Annotated in this window: 16 protein-coding genes and 2 pseudogenes; 9 read left to right on the top strand and 9 right to left on the bottom strand. The window is 67.8% G+C overall.

What is annotated here, in order from left to right:
• Positions 1–78 precede the first annotated feature (78 nt).
• Both sucD and sucC read right to left on the bottom strand, forming a co-directional pair.
• Positions 79–981, bottom strand: coding sequence for a succinate--CoA ligase subunit alpha (sucD, locus tag AWC03_RS24685; protein WP_067921437.1), 903 nt, complete (start codon positions 979–981; stop codon positions 79–81).
• Between the two features lie 12 nt (positions 982–993).
• The gene (gene sucC / locus AWC03_RS24680; protein ID WP_085243317.1) at positions 994–2,157 is read right to left on the bottom strand and encodes an ADP-forming succinate--CoA ligase subunit beta; all 1,164 of its coding nucleotides are present in this window, start codon (positions 2,155–2,157) and stop codon (positions 994–996) included.
• A gap of 323 nt (positions 2,158–2,480) precedes the next feature.
• On the opposite strand from sucC, the gene AWC03_RS24675 reads away from it, so the two are divergent.
• On the top strand, positions 2,481–3,521 hold the full coding sequence (locus tag AWC03_RS24675) for a M23 family metallopeptidase (RefSeq protein WP_142278514.1): 1,041 nt from the start codon (positions 2,481–2,483) through the stop codon (positions 3,519–3,521).
• A 1-nt stretch (position 3,522) separates the two neighbouring features.
• A complete protein-coding gene (locus AWC03_RS24670; RefSeq protein ID WP_090417924.1) occupies positions 3,523–4,101 on the top strand; it encodes a hypothetical protein in 579 nt (192 codons plus the stop codon).
• A gap of 102 nt (positions 4,102–4,203) precedes the next feature.
• Here AWC03_RS24670 and pcrA read toward each other — a convergent pair whose 3' ends face one another.
• On the bottom strand, positions 4,204–6,537 hold the full coding sequence (gene pcrA / locus AWC03_RS24665; RefSeq protein WP_085243316.1) for a DNA helicase PcrA: 2,334 nt from the start codon (positions 6,535–6,537) through the stop codon (positions 4,204–4,206).
• Between the two features lie 556 nt (positions 6,538–7,093).
• Between pcrA and AWC03_RS24660 the strand changes: the two are divergent.
• Positions 7,094–7,423, top strand: a pseudogene (locus tag AWC03_RS24660) (chorismate mutase); the annotation flags it as partial.
• A 50-nt stretch (positions 7,424–7,473) separates the two neighbouring features.
• Complete coding sequence (pgi, locus tag AWC03_RS24655) at positions 7,474–9,138, top strand: glucose-6-phosphate isomerase (RefSeq protein ID WP_085243314.1); 1,665 nt, start codon at positions 7,474–7,476, stop codon at positions 9,136–9,138.
• Positions 9,139–9,144: 6 nt separating this feature from the next.
• Here the strand turns inward: pgi and AWC03_RS24650 are convergent, their stop codons facing one another.
• Positions 9,145–9,720 carry a TetR/AcrR family transcriptional regulator gene (locus tag AWC03_RS24650; RefSeq protein ID WP_167542679.1) on the bottom strand — a complete coding sequence of 192 codons (576 nt, stop codon included), beginning with the start codon at positions 9,718–9,720 and terminating at the stop codon, positions 9,145–9,147.
• 92 nt (positions 9,721–9,812) lie between these two features.
• On the opposite strand from AWC03_RS24650, the gene AWC03_RS24645 reads away from it, so the two are divergent.
• Positions 9,813–11,132 (top strand): oxygenase MpaB family protein, encoded by a 1,320-nt coding sequence (locus tag AWC03_RS24645; RefSeq protein ID WP_085243312.1) that lies wholly within the window; start codon positions 9,813–9,815, stop codon positions 11,130–11,132.
• 1 nt (position 11,133) lies between these two features.
• Here AWC03_RS24645 and AWC03_RS24640 read toward each other — a convergent pair whose 3' ends face one another.
• The 4 genes and pseudogenes from AWC03_RS24640 to cobF form a co-directional block, all read right to left on the bottom strand.
• Entirely contained in the window at positions 11,134–11,883 is a 750-nt protein-coding gene (locus tag AWC03_RS24640; RefSeq protein ID WP_085243311.1) for an SDR family oxidoreductase, read from the bottom strand.
• Between the two features lie 41 nt (positions 11,884–11,924).
• Positions 11,925–12,392 (bottom strand): zinc finger domain-containing protein, encoded by a 468-nt coding sequence (locus tag AWC03_RS28035; RefSeq protein ID WP_244275225.1) that lies wholly within the window; start codon positions 12,390–12,392, stop codon positions 11,925–11,927.
• Between the two features lie 153 nt (positions 12,393–12,545).
• Positions 12,546–12,788: pseudogene (locus AWC03_RS28030) on the bottom strand (DNA-formamidopyrimidine glycosylase family protein); the annotation flags it as partial.
• Between the two features lie 5 nt (positions 12,789–12,793).
• A complete protein-coding gene (cobF, locus tag AWC03_RS24630) occupies positions 12,794–13,549 on the bottom strand; it encodes a precorrin-6A synthase (deacetylating) (protein WP_085243309.1) in 756 nt (251 codons plus the stop codon).
• A gap of 118 nt (positions 13,550–13,667) precedes the next feature.
• Here cobF and AWC03_RS24625 point away from each other — a divergent pair, with 118 nt between their 5' ends.
• From AWC03_RS24625 to AWC03_RS24610, 4 genes are all read left to right on the top strand, one after another.
• Positions 13,668–14,576, top strand: a complete 909-nt coding sequence (locus AWC03_RS24625; protein WP_085243308.1) for an AurF N-oxygenase family protein — start codon at positions 13,668–13,670, stop codon at positions 14,574–14,576.
• A 242-nt stretch (positions 14,577–14,818) separates the two neighbouring features.
• Positions 14,819–15,805, top strand: a complete 987-nt coding sequence (locus AWC03_RS24620; RefSeq protein WP_244275226.1) for a DUF4873 domain-containing protein — start codon at positions 14,819–14,821, stop codon at positions 15,803–15,805.
• A gap of 440 nt (positions 15,806–16,245) precedes the next feature.
• A complete protein-coding gene (locus AWC03_RS24615; protein WP_085243306.1) occupies positions 16,246–17,010 on the top strand; it encodes an STAS domain-containing protein in 765 nt (254 codons plus the stop codon).
• Positions 17,011–17,099: 89 nt separating this feature from the next.
• Complete coding sequence (locus tag AWC03_RS24610) at positions 17,100–17,966, top strand: LLM class flavin-dependent oxidoreductase (RefSeq protein ID WP_085243305.1); 867 nt, start codon at positions 17,100–17,102, stop codon at positions 17,964–17,966.
• 12 nt (positions 17,967–17,978) lie between these two features.
• Here the strand turns inward: AWC03_RS24610 and AWC03_RS24605 are convergent, their stop codons facing one another.
• Complete coding sequence (locus tag AWC03_RS24605) at positions 17,979–18,785, bottom strand: enoyl-CoA hydratase/isomerase family protein (protein ID WP_085243304.1); 807 nt, start codon at positions 18,783–18,785, stop codon at positions 17,979–17,981.
• Positions 18,786–18,817 lie beyond the last annotated feature (32 nt).

The raw sequence follows: 18,817 nt of genomic DNA, 5'->3' as shown, positions 1-18,817 counted from the left end.
CATAGTGGCGACCCGCCTCGCCCGGTCCCCCGCAAACGGGAGGTGCCCCCAACGCCGCGCTCCCGATCGCCACGGGCCCTACAGGCTCTGCAGGATCTCCCGCGCCAGGGCGGCGGTCTCCGACGGGGTCTTGCCGACCTTGACGCCGGCCGCCTCGAGGGCCTCCTTCTTGGCGGCCGCGGTGCCCGACGAACCGGACACGATGGCGCCCGCGTGGCCCATCGTCTTGCCTTCCGGCGCAGTGAATCCCGCGACATAGCCGACGACCGGCTTGCTCACGTTGGCCTTGATGTAGTCGGCCGCACGCTCCTCGGCGTCGCCGCCGATCTCACCGATCATCACGATGACCTTGGTGTCGGGGTCCTTCTCGAAGGCCTCGATGGCGTCGATGTGGGTGGTGCCGATCACCGGGTCGCCACCGATGCCGATCGACGTGGAGAACCCGAAGTCGCGCAGCTCGTACATCATCTGGTAGGTCAGCGTGCCCGACTTGGACACCAGGCCGACGGGGCCGGGGCCGCTGATGTTGGCGGGCGTGATGCCGGCCAGCGCCTCGCCCGGCGTGATGATGCCGGGGCAGTTGGGCCCGATGATCCGCGTCTTGTGGCCCTTGTCGAGGTTGTAGGCCCACGCATATGCAGTGTCCTGCACCGGGACTCCCTCGGTGATGACCACCAGCAGCGGGATCTCGGCGTCGATGGCCTCGATCATGGCGTCCTTGGCGAACTTCGGCGGCACGAAGCCGACCGACACGTTGGCGCCGGTCTCCTTCATCGCCTCCGCGACGCTGCCGAACACCGGCAGCTCGACGTCCTTGCCGACCGGGTCGACGTGCGAGACGGTGGTGCCCGCCTTGCGGGCGTTCACGCCGCCCACCACCTGCGTGCCGGCCTTCAGCATCAGCGCGGTGTGCTTGGTGCCCTCGCCGCCGGTGATGCCCTGGACGATGACCTTGGAATCTTTATTCAGGAAGATCGACATCTGTTGGGTCCCTTACTTGTTCGCCAGCTCGGCGGCTTTGTCGGCACCGGCGTCCATGGTCTCGGCCTGGATCACCAGCGGGTGGTTGGCTTGGGCCAGGATGCGGCGCCCTTCGTCGACGTTGTTGCCGTCGAGCCGCACCACGAGCGGCTTGTTGGCCTCGTCACCGAGCATGTTCAGGGCGGTCACGATTCCGTTCGCGACGGCGTCGCACGAGGTGATACCCCCGAACACGTTCACGAACACGCTCTTGACCTGCTTGTCGTTCAGGATGACGTCCAGCCCCGCGGCCATGACTTCGGCCGACGCGCCGCCGCCGATGTCGAGGAAGTTGGCCGGCTTGACGCCGCCGTGCTTCTCCCCGGCGTATGCGACGACGTCGAGGGTGGACATCACCAGGCCCGCACCGTTACCGATGATGCCGACGGCGCCGTCCAGCTTGACGTAGTTGAGGTCGTGCTCCTTGGCCTTGAGTTCCAGCGGGTCGGTGGACGCGCGGTCCTCGAACTCGGCGTGGTCGGGGTGCCGGAAGTCGGCGTTGGCGTCGAGCGTGATCTTGCCGTCCAGCGCCAGGATCTGATCCTTCGGATCGCGCACCAACGGGTTGACCTCGACCAGGGTGGCGTCCTCGGCGACGAAGACCTCCCACAGCTTGTTGATGGTCACCGCGGCCGCGTCGAGCACCTCGGGGGGCAGGTGACCCTGCTCGGCGATGGACCGCGCGGTCGCCAGGTCGACACCGGTGACGGCGTTCACCGGAACCTTGGCCAGCCGCTCGGGCTTGGTGGCGGCCACCTCTTCGATTTCCATTCCGCCCTCGACCGAGCACATGGCCAGGTAGGTGCGGTTGGCCCGGTCGAGCAGGAAGGAGATGTAGTACTCCTCGGAGATGTCGCTGGCCTCGGCGACCAGCAGCTTCTTGACGATGTGGCCCTTGATGTCGAGGCCGAGGATGTTCTTGGCGTGTTCGTAGGCGTCTTCGGGTGTCGCCGCGTACTTGACGCCACCCGCCTTGCCGCGTCCGCCGACCTTCACCTGCGCCTTGACCATCACCGGTCGACCGATTTCGGCGGCGATTTCGCGTGCGCCTTCGGCGGTGTCGGTCACCCGCCCGGGCGTAGTCGGTACGTTGTGCTTGGCGAACAATTCTTTTGCTTGATACTCGAAAAGGTCCATGGACTCTCTGTCTTCGCTCGACTCAACTGCTAGGCCTCTTGATGGGCGGTGCCGCGTTCGGCAACTCGCACGGACGAACTGTATCCACTGGCCAACCGGCCCTTACCGCCGCGTCCGGCGATGTGGCACAGCTCACGGCGCCCCCGCCGTCCCCGTCCGTGACCCAAATCACAATTTCGGCGGGATTGTGCGACGAGGTTGCCAGGCCCGCGGGTCAGCGGATACCTTCCTAGGGTCCAGATAACGTTATGGTCACGATACGAGGACATTTCAGCTTGTCCCAGCACCGTTTAGCTCCTTCAGCTGCCGAAACGGCAGGCGTAGTGAGGGTTGGCCGCGCGGCGGGCGGCCGGGCGGAGCCCCATCGCAACGAAGTCACCGAAATCCTCCCGCTCGACGGCTTCGACTTCGACGACCTGGATTGGCGTGACGACGCCCGCGATCTCGGCGACCTCGACTACAGCAACGACACCGCGTTCGACAACGAAGCGCAGGTGCTGCTGGCTCCAGAACTCGACGACCTGAACGAGGCCGACGATCCGGCCACGCTGTGGCTGGCCGCGCCGGTCACCGAGGTGCTCCCGCGCGTGGTCGTGGGGCCCGAGCGGCGTCCGGGTCGCGGCCATGCCACCGATGTCGTGGGGGCGGCACGGCGCGGCGGCCAGCATCGCAAGCAACCGACCAGCGCGGCCAGGGGCCGCCTGATGATCTCGGCGATGGCCGCCGGCGCTGCGGCCGCGGCGGCCCACACCGCCACCAGCCACGCCGACACCCCCAGGACCGAGGCCGTGCTGACCGCGAACGCGTCGGCGCTCACCGGGGGGTCGGGCAACAACACGATCCGCGGGGCCCAGGTGGTCGCGCTCGAGCCGGCGGCGACCGCCGCCGTGCACAACCAGGAGCTCGCCAAGGGGGTCGCGTTCGCCAACGATCGCGCCCAGCGTGAGGCGCGGCTGCAGCAGCCGCTCTACGTGATGCCGACGAAGGGCATCTTCACCTCCAACTTCGGCTACCGCTGGGGCGTGCTGCACGCCGGCATCGACCTGGCCAACTCGATCGGAACGCCGATCTACGCGGTGTCCGACGGCGTCGTCATCGACGCGGGGCCGGCCGCCGGCTACGGGGCGCTGGTCAAGCTTCGCCACGCCGACGGCACCGTGACGCTCTACGGCCACGTCAACACCACGTTGGTCAGCGTCGGGCAGCGCGTGATGGCCGGTGACCAGATCGCCACCATGGGCAACCGGGGTAACTCCACCGGCCCGCACCTGCACTTCGAGGTGCTTCAGGGCGGCACCCAACGAATCGATCCTGTCCCGTGGCTGGCTAAGCGGGGTCTTATGGTCGGTAACTACGCTGGTTGAGGTGACCGCGCCGAATCAACCGCCTTCCGGTCCGCAACCGCCCGAATCCGTGTCGCCGTCGGACCCCAAGACGCGCATCATCCGCCGGGCACCCACCGGACCCGTCCCCGCAACACCGGAATCCCCGACGACCCACATTCCGCAGCAGCCACCCCTGTATCAGGCCTCTCTTCGCCCGGGAAGCCGAGTCGTCTACGGCGCGCCGGGCGATGAGCCCAGCGACCGGACGACCGTCGCCGCCTGCGCGGTCAGCATCGTCAGTGGGTGGGCGACGGCCGTGGTGGCCACCGACCTGATCGCCGGTTGGTGGCGCTCCGACCGCTTGTTCTGCATCGCCATCGCGTTCCTGGCCCTGGTCTTCGCGGTGGCCACCATTTCAGGCGTGATCATGCTCCTGCAGCACCGCCTGCTTGGGCGTTACCTCATCGCGGTTGGCGCCGTGGTCGCCGTGCTGACCTACTTGGGCGTGTTCATCGCCGGCGCCCGGGTCGCGTGGATCGTGCACCTGCTGCCGCTGCTGCCGCTCGCCAGCGTGGTGCTCGCGATGCACCCGCGAACCAAACGCTGGCTGGAGGCCTGACGCGGGCGCGGGTCCGGCCGGCCATCACGAAACTTTCGAATCCGATATCGCGGGCGATATCGGATTCCCGACTCGTCTCATGGTCCTGAGGCGCCGGCCCCCCTAGAGCTTGCTGATCGGTGCGTGGTTGTGCATCAGCTTGACCCGTCCCGCGCTGCCGAAGTCGATGAGTGACATGGCGGATTCGCCGACCCCGGAAACTTCCTCGACCCGCCCGAGCCCGTACTTGTCGTGGGTCACCCGGTCGCCCGGCTCGAGGACCAGCAGCGGGCGCTTGCCCGCACCCGAGCGGGTCGGGGCCGCGCGCGGCGCACCGAACCGGCCGGCGCCGCTCACCGGCGCGCTGAACGACGGGGCCGGCGCGGTGCGCCGCCACTCGATGAGTTCCTGCGGAATCTCCCGCAGGAAACGGGATTCCGGGTTCAGCATCGGCTGCCCCCAGGAGGACCGGACGATGGCCCTGCTCAGATACAGCCGCTGACGGGCGCGGGTGATGCCGACGTAGGCCAGTCGCCGCTCCTCGGACAGTTCGACCGGGTCGTCCAGCGCCCGCATGTGCGGAAACATCCCGTCCTCCCAGCCGGTGACGAACACCACCGGGAACTCCAGCCCCTTGGCGGTGTGCAGCGTCATCAGGGTGACCATGCCGGCGTCGTTCTCGGGGATTTCGTCGCTGTCGGACACCAGCGAGACCCGTTCCAGGAATTCGGCGAGCACACCGGTGTCCGGCACGTCTTCGTCCTCGGGGGTCTGCAGCGACTCGCCCAGCGCGGCGGCGTTGGCCCGGTCGGTGCTGAATTCGTGCGCCACACTGACGAGTTCGTTGAGGTTGTCCAGACGGGCCAGATCCTGTGGATCGGTGGAGGATTCCAGCTCACGCCGGTAGCCGGTCCGTTCGAGCACCGACTCGACCAGATCGCCGAGATCCTCGTCGAGGCGGCCCCTGAGCTCATCGAGCAATTCGACGAAACCGGTGATCGCCTTCTCCGCGCGCGAATTGAGCATCGGCACTTTGCCTTCGGCGGCGGCCGTCAGCGCGTCGGCGAAACTGGCTCCGGTGTTCTCGGCGTACACCGCGACGCAGGCCTCGGCACGATCCCCGATGCCCCGACGCGGGGTGTTGAGGATGCGCCGCATGCTGACCGCATCGCCGGGGTTGTCCAGCACCCGCAGGTAGGCGACGATGTCGCGGATCTCCTTGCGCTCGTAGAAGCGCACTCCCCCAACGACTTTGTAGGGAATGCCGGCGCGGATGAACACCTCCTCGAACGACCTCGACGAGTTGTTGGTGCGGTAGAACACGGCCACGTCGTTGTAGGTGATCTCGCCCCGATCGGCGAGCGCATCGATCTCCTCGGCCACGAACCTGGCCTCGTCGTGCTCGTTGTCCGCGACGTAGCCGACGATCAACTCGCCGGCGCCCGCGTCGGTCCACAGCCGTTTGTCCCGGCGCCCGGCGTTGCGGGCGATCACCGAGTTGGCCGCCGAGAGGATGTTTTGCGTCGAGCGGTAATTCTGTTCCAGCAGAATGGTTGTCGCGTCCGGGTAGTCGCGCTCGAAGTCCTCGATGTTGCGGATGGTGGCACCGCGGAACGCATAGATCGACTGGTCGGCGTCGCCGACCACGCACAATTCCGCCGGCGGCACGTCGTCCGGGGATTCGGTGACGTCGTGACCGACCAGCTCCCGCACCAGCACGTACTGCGCATGGTTGGTGTCCTGGTACTCGTCGACCAGGACGTGCCGGAACCGCCGCCGGTAGTGCTGGGCGATCTGGGGGAAGGCCCGCAGCACCGCGACGGTCTCGCCGATCAGGTCGTCGAAGTCCATCGCGTTCGCCGCGCGCAGCCGCCGCTGGTACTCGCCGTAGACGGAGGCCACGGTGCGGACCAGGTCGTCAGAATCATCGGTCAGTCGCGCCACCGCCTCGGCGGGGTCGATCAGCTCGTTCTTCAGGTTGGAGATGGCGTTGGCCAGCAGTCGGGGCGAGTAGCGCTTGATGTCGAGCCCCATGTCGCGCCCGATCATCTGCAGCAGCCGACGGGAATCGTCGGCGTCGTAGATCGAGAAGTTGGAGTTGAGGCCTTCGATCAACGAGGCCTGGTTGCGCAGGATGCGCACGCACGTCGAGTGGAAGGTGGACACCCACATGGCGCGGGCACGGTTGCCCACCAGCCGCACCACGCGTTCACGCATCTCGGCCGCGGCCTTGTTGGTGAAGGTGATGGCCAGGATCTGGCCCACCCCCACGCCCCGCGCGGCGATCAGATAGGCGATGCGGCGCGTCAGCACCGCGGTCTTGCCCGATCCCGCCCCCGCGACGATCAACAGCGGCGAGCCCTCGTGCACCACCGCCAGGCGCTGTTGCGGATTGAGGCCGTCAAGCAGCTGATCTGCTTCGGAGCTCAGATTGGCATCGGTCACGTACACACTCATGTTGGTCCAAACTTACCGCCGGCCACCGACACAACGTGCCAAGACGCCGGACCAGGTTGGCGCCCCGGCCCCGGGTTCGCCTGCCGAGTCCCCGCCCACAAAAAGGGTATTCGCAATCCGATAGGCGGTCCGTTGCAAATACCGCCAATTACACCTGCGTCTAAAAAGACCACGACAATTTCGCCCGAGTTTGCGTTTCCGTCAAATCTCGAGCGATCCGCGATAACACTCAATTTCGCCCCGTGTTAAGGAAATCCACACCGGCAATCAACCGCGGCATGGGCGTCGGCGCGACCGGACTCCGGGCGGCTCCCCGCCCGCCGCGACGGCCTGTTGGCCAGCTCGCGAACGCGTTTTTGCGCCGGGCCTGTTTTTAATGGCACACTCGTTTTGTGCTCGACGCGCAGTCCCATCGGCAGCTCTCCCTCCCGAACTGCCGCCGATTTTTCTACGGGTACCGGTTAGCGGTCCCCGTGGTCTAGCTGTTTTCGTCAGAGCCCCGTGGTCCGCTTCCGGAGATCGGGGCTCGTCTCTTTGTGAGGCCCGAAACCGGACGAGACCACAACCCCCACATCCCGAGAATGCGGAGTTAGCAGAGATGAAGGTTGAGACGGTGGAAACCCCAGAGACCGCCGACGCCGACGAGTTGAGCATTGACGAGTTGCGCCACGAGATCGACCGCTTGGACGCCGAGATCCTCGCCGCGGTGAAGCGGCGCACGGAGGTGTCCCAGGCGATCGGCAAGGCGCGGATGGCGTCCGGAGGCACGCGGCTCGTCCACAGCCGCGAGATGAAGGTGATCGAACGCTACAGCGAGCTCGGTCCCGACGGTAAGGACCTGGCGATCCTGCTGCTGCGGTTGGGCAGGGGCCGGCTCGGTCACTGACCCGCTGCGCCCGGCTTCACCGCGCGCGCGACCGTCACTAGGGTCGAACTATGACCTCCGTGCAACGCCTCCCCGACATCACCGCCACCCCAGCGTGGGATGCCCTGCGCAGGCACCACGAAGAGATCGGCGCGACCCAGCTACGCCAGTTCTTCGACGAGGATCCCGACCGCGGCCGCGACCTCACCGTCTCGGTCGGCGACCTCTACATCGACTACAGCAAACACCGCATCACCCGAGAAACGCTGCGGCTGCTGATCGATCTGGCGCGCACAGCTAACCTCGAAGAGCGCCGCGACCAGATGTTCGCCGGGGCGCACATCAACGTGTCGGAGGACCGGGCCGTGTTGCACACCGCGCTGCGGCTGCCCCGCGACGCCGAATTGATCGTCGACGGCCGCAACGTCGTCGAGGACGTGCACGCCGTGCTGGACCGGATGGGCGACTTCACCGACCGGTTACGCAGCGGTGAATGGACCGGGGCCACCGGGAAAAGAATCAGCACCGTGGTCAACATCGGCATCGGCGGGTCGGATCTGGGTCCGGTGATGGTCTACCAGGCGCTGCGCCACTACGCCGACGCCGGCATCTCGGCCCGCTTCGTCTCCAACGTCGACCCGGCCGACCTCATCGCCACCCTCGCCGACTTGGACCCCGCCACAACGCTTTTCATCGTCGCGTCCAAGACCTTCTCCACGCTGGAGACCCTGACCAACGCGACCGCGGCGCGCCGCTGGCTGACCGACGCGCTCGGCGACGCCGCGGTGGCCCAGCACTTCGTGGCCGTCTCCACCAACAAGCGGCTGGTCGACGACTTCGGCATCAACACCGACAACATGTTCGGCTTCTGGGACTGGGTCGGCGGCCGGTACTCGGTCGACTCGGCGATCGGCCTGTCGGTGATGGCGGCCATCGGCAAGGCGGCCTTCGCCGATTTCCTGTCCGGGTTCCACATCGTGGACCGGCATTTCAGGACGGCGCCGCTGGAGTCCAACGCGCCCGCGCTGCTCGGGCTGATCGGGTTGTGGTACTCCAACTTCATGGGCGCCCAGTCGCGGGCGGTGCTGCCGTACTCCAACGACCTGTCACGGTTCGCGGCCTATCTGCAACAGCTGACCATGGAATCCAACGGCAAGTCGACGCGCGCCGACGGCACCCCCGTCACCACCGACACCGGCGAGATCTTCTGGGGCGAACCGGGAACCAACGGCCAGCACGCCTTCTACCAATTGCTGCATCAGGGCACCCGGCTGGTGCCGGCCGACTTCATCGGCTTCAGCCAGCCCCTCGACGACCTGCCCACCGTCGAGGGCACCGGCAGCATGCACGACCTGCTGATGAGCAACTTCTTCGCCCAGACCCAGGTGCTGGCGTTCGGCAAGACCGCCGAGGAAATCGCCGCCGAAGACACGCCGGCCGACATCGTGCCGCACAAGGTGATGCCGGGCAACCGGCCGTCGACCTCGATCCTGGCCGACCGGCTCACCCCGTCGGTGCTCGGCCAGCTGATCGCGCTCTACGAGCATCAGGTCTTCACCGAGGGCGTCGTGTGGGGCATCGACTCGTTCGACCAATGGGGCGTGGAGCTGGGCAAGACCCAGGCCAAGGCGCTGCTCCCGGTGATCACGTCCGACGCCTCGCCGCCGCCGCAATCCGACAGCTCCACCGACGCGCTGGTCCGCCGCTACCGGGCCGAACGCGGGCGCACCAGCTAGCAGCCCTCACCTCGCGTGGCTCATCACGTCGGAGCCCAACCGCCGCACGAAGGTGCGCAACCGTTCCACCGTCGCGGTCTGCGGCTCACTGAGGTGCAGTTGCAACAGTTCGCGTCCGGCAGCGTGCAGGATCCGCGCGGTGTATTCGGGGTCATGCACTCCGGGATTGATGCGCAGCAATTCCGTGACGAAGAACTCCAGCACGACGGCCTGCGATTGAGCCAGCCGCGCATACAACTCCGGCGGCGCGCCCTGCGGCGGAAACAGGAACAGTCGCCACGTGGCCGGGTGGGCGTCGACCGCGGCCAGCACGCCGTCGAACGCGACGACGAGCGACTGGTCCTCGCCGACGGCATCCAACCCCGAGACCGCCTCCGCGAACTGGGCGCCGGCCCGGGCGGCCTCACGGTCGATCAGTGCGACGAAGAGTCCCGCCCGGTCACCGAACAGCTGATAGATCAACGACCGGTTGATGCCGGCCGCCTCGGCGATGCGGTTCGGCGTGGCCGCGTGGAACCCCTCGGCGTCGACGATTGCATGCGTGACATCGAGGATCTGCTCGCGCCGGCCTTCGGCGGTCATGCGCCGCTTCGGGTTGCCCGCACTCATGCTTGACAGCATAACTAACACCTTGTGAGTATTACTCACGAAGTGTTAGTTAATGGGAGGCAGCGATGGTGACGTATTACCCCGAACTCGCCGAGCGAGTCCGCAGCCAGCGCGAATTGCAGCCCGACCTGTATGGAGACTTCGACTTCGACCGGCAGCCGGATCGTCTGGCCACGGAGCCAGACGTCGACTCGGCCCTGCCCGCCTGGATCGCCGAGCGCGCACCGATCCTGGAAGACGACCGCGTGGTCGAGCTGATGAGCACGGCCACCCTGCTCGGTGACGTCGTCGCCGATCCCTATGCGGCGCTGATGGCTTCGCACAGCGTCGCCCACCTGATCGACATGCTCAAGACGGCCTGCCGGGCAGGAATCGAGGCGGTGCCGGACGCACCCCCCGAACTGGTTTCGTTCATCGCCGCCATGGAGGCCACCCCGGAGTGGATCGACTTCGACCTGGTCCGTGAGGGCGCCCGCCAAGAGCGAATCCCCGCAGCGCTGTTGGCCCCCTTCATCACGCGGGGGGCCTTCATCGCGACCTTCACCAACACCTACGCCGCGCTGCCGATGGCGCTGACCGGCGCACTCTCGGGCAAGCGGGCCGCCCGCCGGGTGAACGAAACCGCCAGTTTCTTCGCCGTCACCACCCTGCCCGGTGCGCTGGACCGTTTCGGCCCGGGTTTCGAGGCGGCCGCCATGGTCCGGCTGATGCACTCGATGGTCCGCTACAACGCCCTGAAGAAATCCGACAAGTGGGACGCCGCCGTGTACGGCATGCCCGTCCCACAGGTCGACCAGATGCCGGCCGGCATGATCGGCCAGTACCTGCTGGCCCGCAAGGCGCGCCAACAGGGCCGAACCGAGTTCACCGCCGAGGAGCGCGCCGTGGTCGAATTCGCCAGGTATCGCTGCTTTTTGCTCGGCCTACCGGAAGAACTGTTGCCCGCGGAACCGGCCGACATCATTCACGTCATGCACGCGCGCTCGGCACTGCTGCGCGACGGATTCGACAGCATCTGCCAGGAACTGGTCCGCGGAACGATGGCGGCCTACCTGCGTCCCGACACCACGCTGTTCGACCGTTGCGCCGAAGCGGTCGAAAAGAGTTTCAGCAAGCTCACTTTCGTTCGCACCTTCTGCAATGGAAACCGTGAGATCGCCGAAGCCATGGGCGTCTCGATGGGCCCGACGGACCTCATCCGCGTGGCCCTCACCGCACCGTTCATCATCGGGCGTTTCACCGCCGTGAGCCACGCGAGCCGCATCCCCGTGCTTGCCGACATCACCGACGCGTACGTCATCGGGCTCCTCAAGCTGCGACTGGCGACCTACGGAAAACCCGAGTTCACCAGCGACGCAGAGCATTACACGCCGGTGCCGCACTAATTCAGGCGAACCACTTGGTGAGCGGGGGCGGCAGCACCCGCATCACCTGCACCAGCGGCGCCCACGGCCACCACGGCACCGCGGCGCGGCCGGGCTCGCGTTCCATGGCGGCGACGAGCGCGTTGACGCCAGTCTCGTTGTCCACCATCAACATCGTGCTGTTCGACTTGGCCGTCATCTCCGACTCGATGTAACCGGGCTCGATGACCGAAACCTTGATCGGGCCCTTGGCGTACTCGGCGCGCAGGGATTCGCCCAGCGAGCTCAGCCCGGCCTTGCTGGCGGCGTAGGCGGCCTTGACGCCCGGTACCCCCTTGTTGCCGAGCACCGACGAGATCAACACCAGGTGGCCCGATCCGCTCTTTCCGAACATCTCCAGCGCGGTCTCGATCTGCACCAGCGCGGCCACCAGGTTGGTCTCGATGGTCGCCTTGTTCGCCCACAGCTTTCCCGAGCCCAGCTTCGCACCCTTGCCGATGCCGGCGTTGACGATGATCCGATCGATGCCGCCGAGCTCGTCGCTGAGCTCGGCGAAGACCTTCGGCACCTGCGCGTGGTCGTTGACGTCCAGTGCCGCGACGGCGATCTTGATACCCGGATACTTCTGCGACAGTTCGGCTTTCAGCTCGTCGAGGCGGTCGGTGCGCCGGGCGCACAGCGCCAGGTCGCGACCCTTGGCGGCGAAGGCGCGGGCCATGCCGGCGCCCAGACCGGAGCTGGCGCCCGTGATGAGGATCTTCTGACGAGTCACCCGGGCAGCATATCGACAGGTGTCGAGTCTCGGGCGGCCGCCTACTTGAGCAGCCGCGACAGCCGCCGGTCGGCCAGCACCTTACCGCCGGTCTGGCACGTCGGACAGTACTGAAAAGACTTGTCCGCGAAGGCGACTTCCCGCACGGTGTCCCCGCACACCGGGCAGGGCAGCCCGGTGCGCGCATGCACCCGCAGCCCGGAACGCTTCTCCCCCTTCAGGGTGGCCGCCCCCTGCCCCACGGATCGGCTCACCGCGTCGCGCAGCACGGACACCATCGCGTCATGCAGGGTGGTGAGCTGGTCGTCGGTCAGCTTGCCCGCGGTGGCGAACGGGGAGATCTTGGCGACGTGCAGGATCTCGTCGCTGTAGGCGTTGCCGATCCCGGCGATCACCTTCTGATCGGTGATGACCGTCTTGATCCGCCCGGTGTTGCCGGCCAGCACGCCGGCGAGATCGTCGACGCTCAGGTCCAGCGCGTCCGGGCCCAGGGCGGCGATCCCGGGCACCGACTGCGGATCGCCGACCAGCCACACGGCCAGCCGCTTCTGGGTGCCGGCCTCGGTGAGGTCGAAGCCGGGCGCCTCGCCGGGCGTGCCCAGGTGCACCCGCAGCGCGATCGGCCCCTTGCCGGGGCGCAGCGGCGCCGCGGCCAGCTTCTCGGACCAGCGCAACCAGCCCGCCCGCGACAGGTGGGCGATCAGGAACAGCTCCCCGGCCTGCAGCCCGAGGTACTTGCCCCAGCGGTGGGCCCCGGACACGGGCTGGCCGTGCAGCGCGCTGGGTGGCGGGTCGAAGGTCTTGAGCACGGACAGCGCGGCGACGTCGACGCGGCCGATCGTCAAGCCGACGGCATGGCGGCGCAGGTGGTCGGCCAGCGCTTCGACCTCGGGCAGTTCGGGCACGCCCTTCAGTCTGCCGGTCTGAGTAAATAGGTGTCCATGATCCAGCCGTGCCGCGTCCGCGCCTGGGCCCGCAGCTCCGCGATGCGGGTGCCGACTTCGCCGACCGTGCCCGCCACCAGCAACTCGTCGGCGGTGCCCAGGTAGGCGCCCCACCAGATTTCGGTGTCGGGCGGGCACGCCTGAAACGAGCACTCGGCGTCGAGCATCACGACGGCCGCTCCGGACAGCCCCTGCTCACGCAGCTTCCTGCCGGTGGTGATGAGGACGGGTTCGCCGACCTCGTTGAGCGGGATGCGGTGCCGCGCCGTCAGCGCCTGCACCGCGGTGATGCCCGGGATGACGTCGAAGGTGAACTCGAGCTCGGCCGCGACCGCGTCCAGGATGCGCAGCGTGCTGTCGTACAGCGAGGGGTCACCCCAGGCCAGGAAGGCGCCGACGCCGTCGGGGCCCAGCTCTTCGGCGATGGCCGCCGCCCAGAGCCGCGCCCGCGCCGCGTGCCAGTCCGAGACGGCCTCGCGGTAGCCGGCCCCACAGTCGGGGGATGCCGACCGTTTGGGGTCGGGCAGCTCGACGAAGCGGTAGCCGGGCTCGCGGATGAACCGGGCGCAGATCAGCTTTCGCAGCTCCACCAGGTCGCTCTTCGCCTCGCCCTTGTCCATCGCGAAGAAGACCTGGGTGTCGTTGAGCGCGTCGATCGCCTGGACGGTCAGGTAGTTCGGATCGCCGGCGCCGATGCCGATGACGTGGATGTGCCGGCCCAAGAACCCTCCTCGTGACGCGAATCAGCTTGCCGAATTGCAACCTAGAGGGCCTAGTCGGGGCCGAAAGTACCCAGTACCATGGGTACCGTCTGCAGGACCCAATGAAGGGACGCCAGCGATGACCACCACTGCGGTCAAATCGAGCGGGCCAAGTCGTGAGGAGTTTTCCGACCGCCTGCTCAAGGGCTCGGTGAAAAAGTCCTACGAACCCGTCGTCGACATCGACTGGGATGCGCCGCTGGACCCGGACAAGTTCTATCTGCCGCCACGGCTGGTGTCGCTGTACGGAACGCCGATGTGGGACGAGATGACCCGCGAACAACAGATCGAGCTCTCCCGCCAGGAGCTGGTCAACACGCTCTCGGCCGGCATCTGGTTCGAGAACATGCTCAACCAGTCGCTGTTGCGCACGATCCTGCACGAGGACCCGACCAGCTCCTCCACCCACTACAAGCTGACCGAGCTGGGTGACGAGACCCGCCACATGGTCATGTTCGGCAAGGCCATCGAGCGCATCGGCGCAAAGCCGGTGCGGCCGCGGCTGTTCCACCGGATGATCATCAACACGCTTCCGCTGGCGTTCCAGCGGGGCTCGATGCTGTGGGTGGCCGCGTTGATCGGGGAGGAGATCTTCGACTCGCTGCAACGGCAGATGATGGACGACCCGGAGTTGCAGCCGATCATCCAGCGGCTCATGCGGATTCACGTCACCGAGGAGGCGCGCCACATCCAGTTCGCCCGCGACGGCGCCCGCAAGCGCGTCGCCGAGATGCCCCGGTTCAACCGCTGGTTCATGGCCAACATCAACGGGCTGGGCGGCTACTTCTTCAATTACCTGTTCAGCAACCCGATCCCGTATGCGCGTACCGGCCTGGACCCGAAGCGGGCGCGGCGGATCGCGCGGACCAGCCCGCATCGCCGCGACATGCAGGTCTCCGGTTTCGCGCCGTTGGCGGCGTTCCTGACCGAGGTGGGCCTGCTGGGGCCCATCGCCCGCCGCGGCTGGAAGCGCAGCAGGTTTCTGTGACGCGGCCGCGCGACCCCGCCGTGCCCCGCCACCCCGTCGCCATCGTCGGCGCGCACCCCGGCGCTCGGTCGGCGTTGCTGGCCGCCGGGGTCACCGATTTCACGGTTCTCGACGGGCCGGCCGCGGACCTCCGGTCGAGGTTCGACGACAGCACCGACACCTGGCAGCTCACGACGGCCGGCGGCGAGGGCCTGCGCGCGCGGGCCGTCGTCGCCGCCGGCCGGCCGCCCTTCGTCCCCTGGCTGCCGGACATCGCGGGCCGCGACGACTTTCGCGGCGAATCGTTTCACGCGGCCGCGTGGCCCCTCGACTTCGATCCGACCGGCCAACGCGTCGCGGTCGTCGGCACCGACGCCAACGCCGGCCACCACCTGGGCCGGCTGATCGGGGCGGCGGCGTCGGTCACTGTCTTCGCCCACGCACCGCGCCGGGTGATCACGGAAATCCCGTTGTGGTCGACGCGGGCCAAGCGCTGGCTGCGCCGGCGCATCGCGCCGACCACCGAGCGCCCGTCGGCCACGGTGGCCGGGTCGTCGATCGAGGCGGTGACGGCGTCGGGCATCCGCACCCGCGACGGCGTCGACCACCACGTCGACGCCATCGTCTACGGCACCGGCTTCTCGGTCCCCGACGAGCCGGCGGATGGGACGCTCGTCGGCGCCGGCGGGGTGACCATCCGGCAGGCCTGGCAGGACGGTATGGAGCCGTTCTATGGGGTGGCGGTTCGCGGTTTTCCCAACTACTTCTTCCTCACCGGGCCGGACACGGAGGCTCAGGCGCGCTACATCGCCGAGTGCCTCCGGCTGATGGACCGCACGGCCAGCGGCCGCATCGAGGTGCGCGCCAGCAGCCTGCGGGTGTTCAACGAACGCGCCCGGCTCACAACCGACCAGGCCCCTCCGGTGGTGTCCGCCTTCGACCTGTCCTCGGCCGCACCCGAACGCGACGACACCTATGACGGCGCGGCGACGCTGGAGATCGCCGGCGGCACCCATCCGGTGCGAGTCCGGCTCACCGGCCACCTCGACCCCATCGACGGCCGCTACCACTGGCAGGGGACGCTGTTCGGTTCGCCGTCGCGGCCGTTGCCGGACGAGACGCTCAGGCAAACCCGGACCGCGACCTTGACGGTGGGCCGGCGCACCGCCACCGCGCGGATCGTCGAGCGGACGCCGTGGGGAACGCACTCGGTCGCCGGGGTGGGCGCCCCGCCGTACGCGCCCACCTGACCGGCCCCTTTGCGCTGCTCATCGAACCGCTTGCGGGCGTAATCAGGCGTTCGGACCACCGGAGGGTGGTAACTTCGGGACATGCGCGTGCTGCGCAGCAGATTCGAACGTCAGGTTCGGTGCGGTAGAGGCGGGGGCCTCGAACGGGTGGGGACGGGCACGCGCCTCACTCCTACCGCGCCGCATGCCGCGCGCGTCCGGGACATGTCCCTGGTGGGCTGCGCATTCGGGCGGCTTGCAGGCCGCTCGACCCGCATTCGACTTTTGTCGCTGAGGGCGGATACTCAAGCAGTTGGCCCGCCAGGGATTCGAGGAGCAGCGATGGAACCGGACAGGACCCCGCTGGGAAGCCGGATTGTGATGCCTCCCCGATCGCGGATCCGGCCGGCGATCCGAGCGCCTCGACGCTTTAGGCCCCCGACGGGGACGGGGTCACGCTGGTGAGCTCGGTGGCTGAATCCCCCAGCTCACTGGCCGTCGCGACGCGGACGGACCAATCGGTCGCCATCCTGACCGTCGACGGCGTCCTCGACACCGGTAACTCCGCGTCGCTGCGTGACCACATCCTGCAGGCCACCCTGGACGAGCCCGCCGCCGTCATCGTCAACATCTCCGGCCTCAAGGTGCTCGACGACTCGGCGTCGTCGACGTTCATCGGTGCGTATTGGCAGATCCGCGCCAATCCCCATGTTCCGGTTGTCCTGGTGTGCGCGCACCGCGGGACACGCGAGGCGATCACCCGCAACGGCGCCGCCTACTTCATGCCGGTGTACGCGACCGAGAAGGCGGCGACGAAGGCGCTCAGCCAGCAGAGCCGGCGTGCCGTGCGCCGCGCCGACGCGCAGCTGCCCGCCGACCTGACCAGCCTGCGCGAGTCACGCCGCCTGGTCCGCGAGTGGCTCACCGCCTGGTCGCAATCCACGCTCATCCCGGTCGCGTTGGTGGTGGTCAACGTGTTCGTCGAGAACGTGCTGGAACACACCGCGAGCGTCCCCGTGGTGCGGATCGAGAGCCATGGCACGACGGCGACCATCGCCGTGTCCGACAGCAGCCACGCCCCGGCCCTGCGGCTACCGCCCCCCGCGAACGGCATCGACGTGTCGGGCCTGGCGATCGTCGACGCGCTCTCACGCGCGTGGGGCAACACCCCCACCGCGGCCGGCAAGACGGTGTGGGCGGTGATCGGCCCCGAAAACCAGCTCTGACGCCTTATTGTGCTGGGAACCCGGGCACGGGTAGAACTAGAACACGTTCTAATCTCGTGTCACGACCCGTTTCCAGGAAGGCAGATGACGTGCGGTTCACCTACGCGGAGGCGATGACCGATCACCGGTACTACATCCCGCTGGCCCAGGCGGCCGAGGCGGCCGGGTACCACGCGATGACGATCGCCGACAGCATCGCCTACCCCTTCGAGTCGGACTCGAAGTACCCCTACACGCCCGACGGGGACCGCGAGTTCCTGGACGGCAAGGAGTTCATCGAAACCTTCGTGCTGACGGCGGCCTTGGGCGCGGTGACGACCAAGCTGCACTTCAACTTCTTCGTACTCAAGCTGCCCATCCGGCCGCCGGCTCTGGTGGCCAAGCAGATCGGTTCGCTGGCGGCACTGACCAACAACCGGGTGGGCTTCGGCGTCGGCACCAGCCCCTGGCCGGAGGACTACGAACTGCTGGGCGTGCCCTTCGCGAGGCGCGGCAAGCGCATGGACGAATGCATCGAAATCATCCAGGGCCTCACGAGCGGCGACTACTTCGAATTCCACGGCGAGTTCTACGACATCCCCAAGACCAAGATGACGCCGGCTCCCACACAGCCGATCCCGATCTTGATCGGCGGGCATGCCGACGCGGCGCTGCGCCGCGCGGCCCGGCTGGACGGCTGGATGCACGGCGGCGGCGACCCGGAGGAACTCGACGCGCTCATCGCCAAGCTCATGCGGTATCGCGAGGAGGCCGGCAAGACCGGGCCCTTCCAGATTCACGTCATCTCGGCCGACGCCTACACCGTGGACGGCATCAAACGCCTGGAAGACAAGGGCGTCACCGATGCGATCGTCGGCTTCCGCATCCCCTACATCAAGGGCACGGACACCGAGCCGCTGGAGAACAAGATCCGCAACCTCGAGATGTTCGCCGAGAACGTCATCGCGAAGGTCTGACCTCCCTGACCGTCACAGCGGATCCCACTTCGGGGCTCGCTTCTCCCGGTGCGCCTTGGCCGCCTCGACCGGGTTGTTGGTGAAGCCGGTGAGGATCTGGGTGCGGTTCTCGATCTCGATGGCATGCCGCAGGCTGGGCGCATCCAGTGCCGCGTTGAGCCCGATCTTGGTCTGCCAGACGCCGTAGGCGTTGTTCGCGGCGATCGAGCGGGCCACCTTCAGCGCGGCCGGCATCAGGTCGTCGGGGGCCACCACCTCGTGCACCAGCTTGATGCGGTAGGCCTCGGCCGCGTCGATGATGCGGCCGGTCAGCATGAGTTCGCGCGCCACGCCCGCACCGACGATCTTGGGTAGCAGGTAGCTGGTGCCCATGTCCATCGACGAGAAGCCCGCCTTGATGAACGCCGAGGAGAACCGCGCCCGGTCGGAGGCGACACGGATGTCGCACACCAGCGCGAAGGCCAGCCCTCCCCCGACGGCCACCCCGTTGACGGCGGCGATCACCGGAATGGGCAGCTCGTAGATCCGGGTGAACAGGTCGGCCAGGCGGACCTGGGAGTCGTAGTTGACTTTGAACGCCGGGGTCGACGGCCTCGGCTTGGTCCACGGCTCGCCGGTGCCGCTCAAGTCGGCCCCCGCGCAGAATCCGCGTCCGGCGCCGGTCAGAATCGCGACCCTGAACTCGCCGCCGCTCAGCGTGTCCAAGGCGTGGTCCACGCCGTCGATCAACGCGCCGTCGATGGCGTTGAGGCGCTCGGGCCGGTTCAGGGTGATGCGGGCGATGCCGTCTTCGACGGTTTCGGATTCCACTGCGGGCATGGCAGAAACGGTAGGCGACGCGGATTTCACCG

Source organism: Mycobacterium europaeum (assembly GCF_002102155.1).
Taxonomy (GTDB): Bacteria; Actinomycetota; Actinomycetes; order Mycobacteriales; family Mycobacteriaceae; genus Mycobacterium; species Mycobacterium europaeum.
Note: the sequence above shows the minus strand (reverse complement) of the source record. Positions and strands in the feature narration are given on the sequence as shown.

Excerpts from the sequence above, each read along its gene's own strand:
- sucD (WP_067921437.1), bottom strand. The coding sequence starts at position 981 with ATGTCGATCTTCCTGAATAAAGATTCCAAGGTCATCGTCCAGGGCATC.
- sucC (WP_085243317.1), bottom strand. The coding sequence starts at position 2,157 with ATGGACCTTTTCGAGTATCAAGCAAAAGAATTGTTCGCCAAGCACAAC.
- pcrA (WP_085243316.1), bottom strand. The coding sequence starts at position 6,537 with ATGAGTGTGTACGTGACCGATGCCAATCTGAGCTCCGAAGCAGATCAG.
- pgi (WP_085243314.1), top strand. The coding sequence starts at position 7,474 with ATGACCTCCGTGCAACGCCTCCCCGACATCACCGCCACCCCAGCGTGG.
- AWC03_RS24650 (WP_167542679.1), bottom strand. The coding sequence starts at position 9,720 with ATGACCGCCGAAGGCCGGCGCGAGCAGATCCTCGATGTCACGCATGCA.
- AWC03_RS24645 (WP_085243312.1), top strand. The coding sequence starts at position 9,813 with ATGGTGACGTATTACCCCGAACTCGCCGAGCGAGTCCGCAGCCAGCGC.
- AWC03_RS24625 (WP_085243308.1), top strand. The coding sequence starts at position 13,668 with ATGACCACCACTGCGGTCAAATCGAGCGGGCCAAGTCGTGAGGAGTTT.
- AWC03_RS24605 (WP_085243304.1), bottom strand. The coding sequence starts at position 18,785 with ATGCCCGCAGTGGAATCCGAAACCGTCGAAGACGGCATCGCCCGCATC.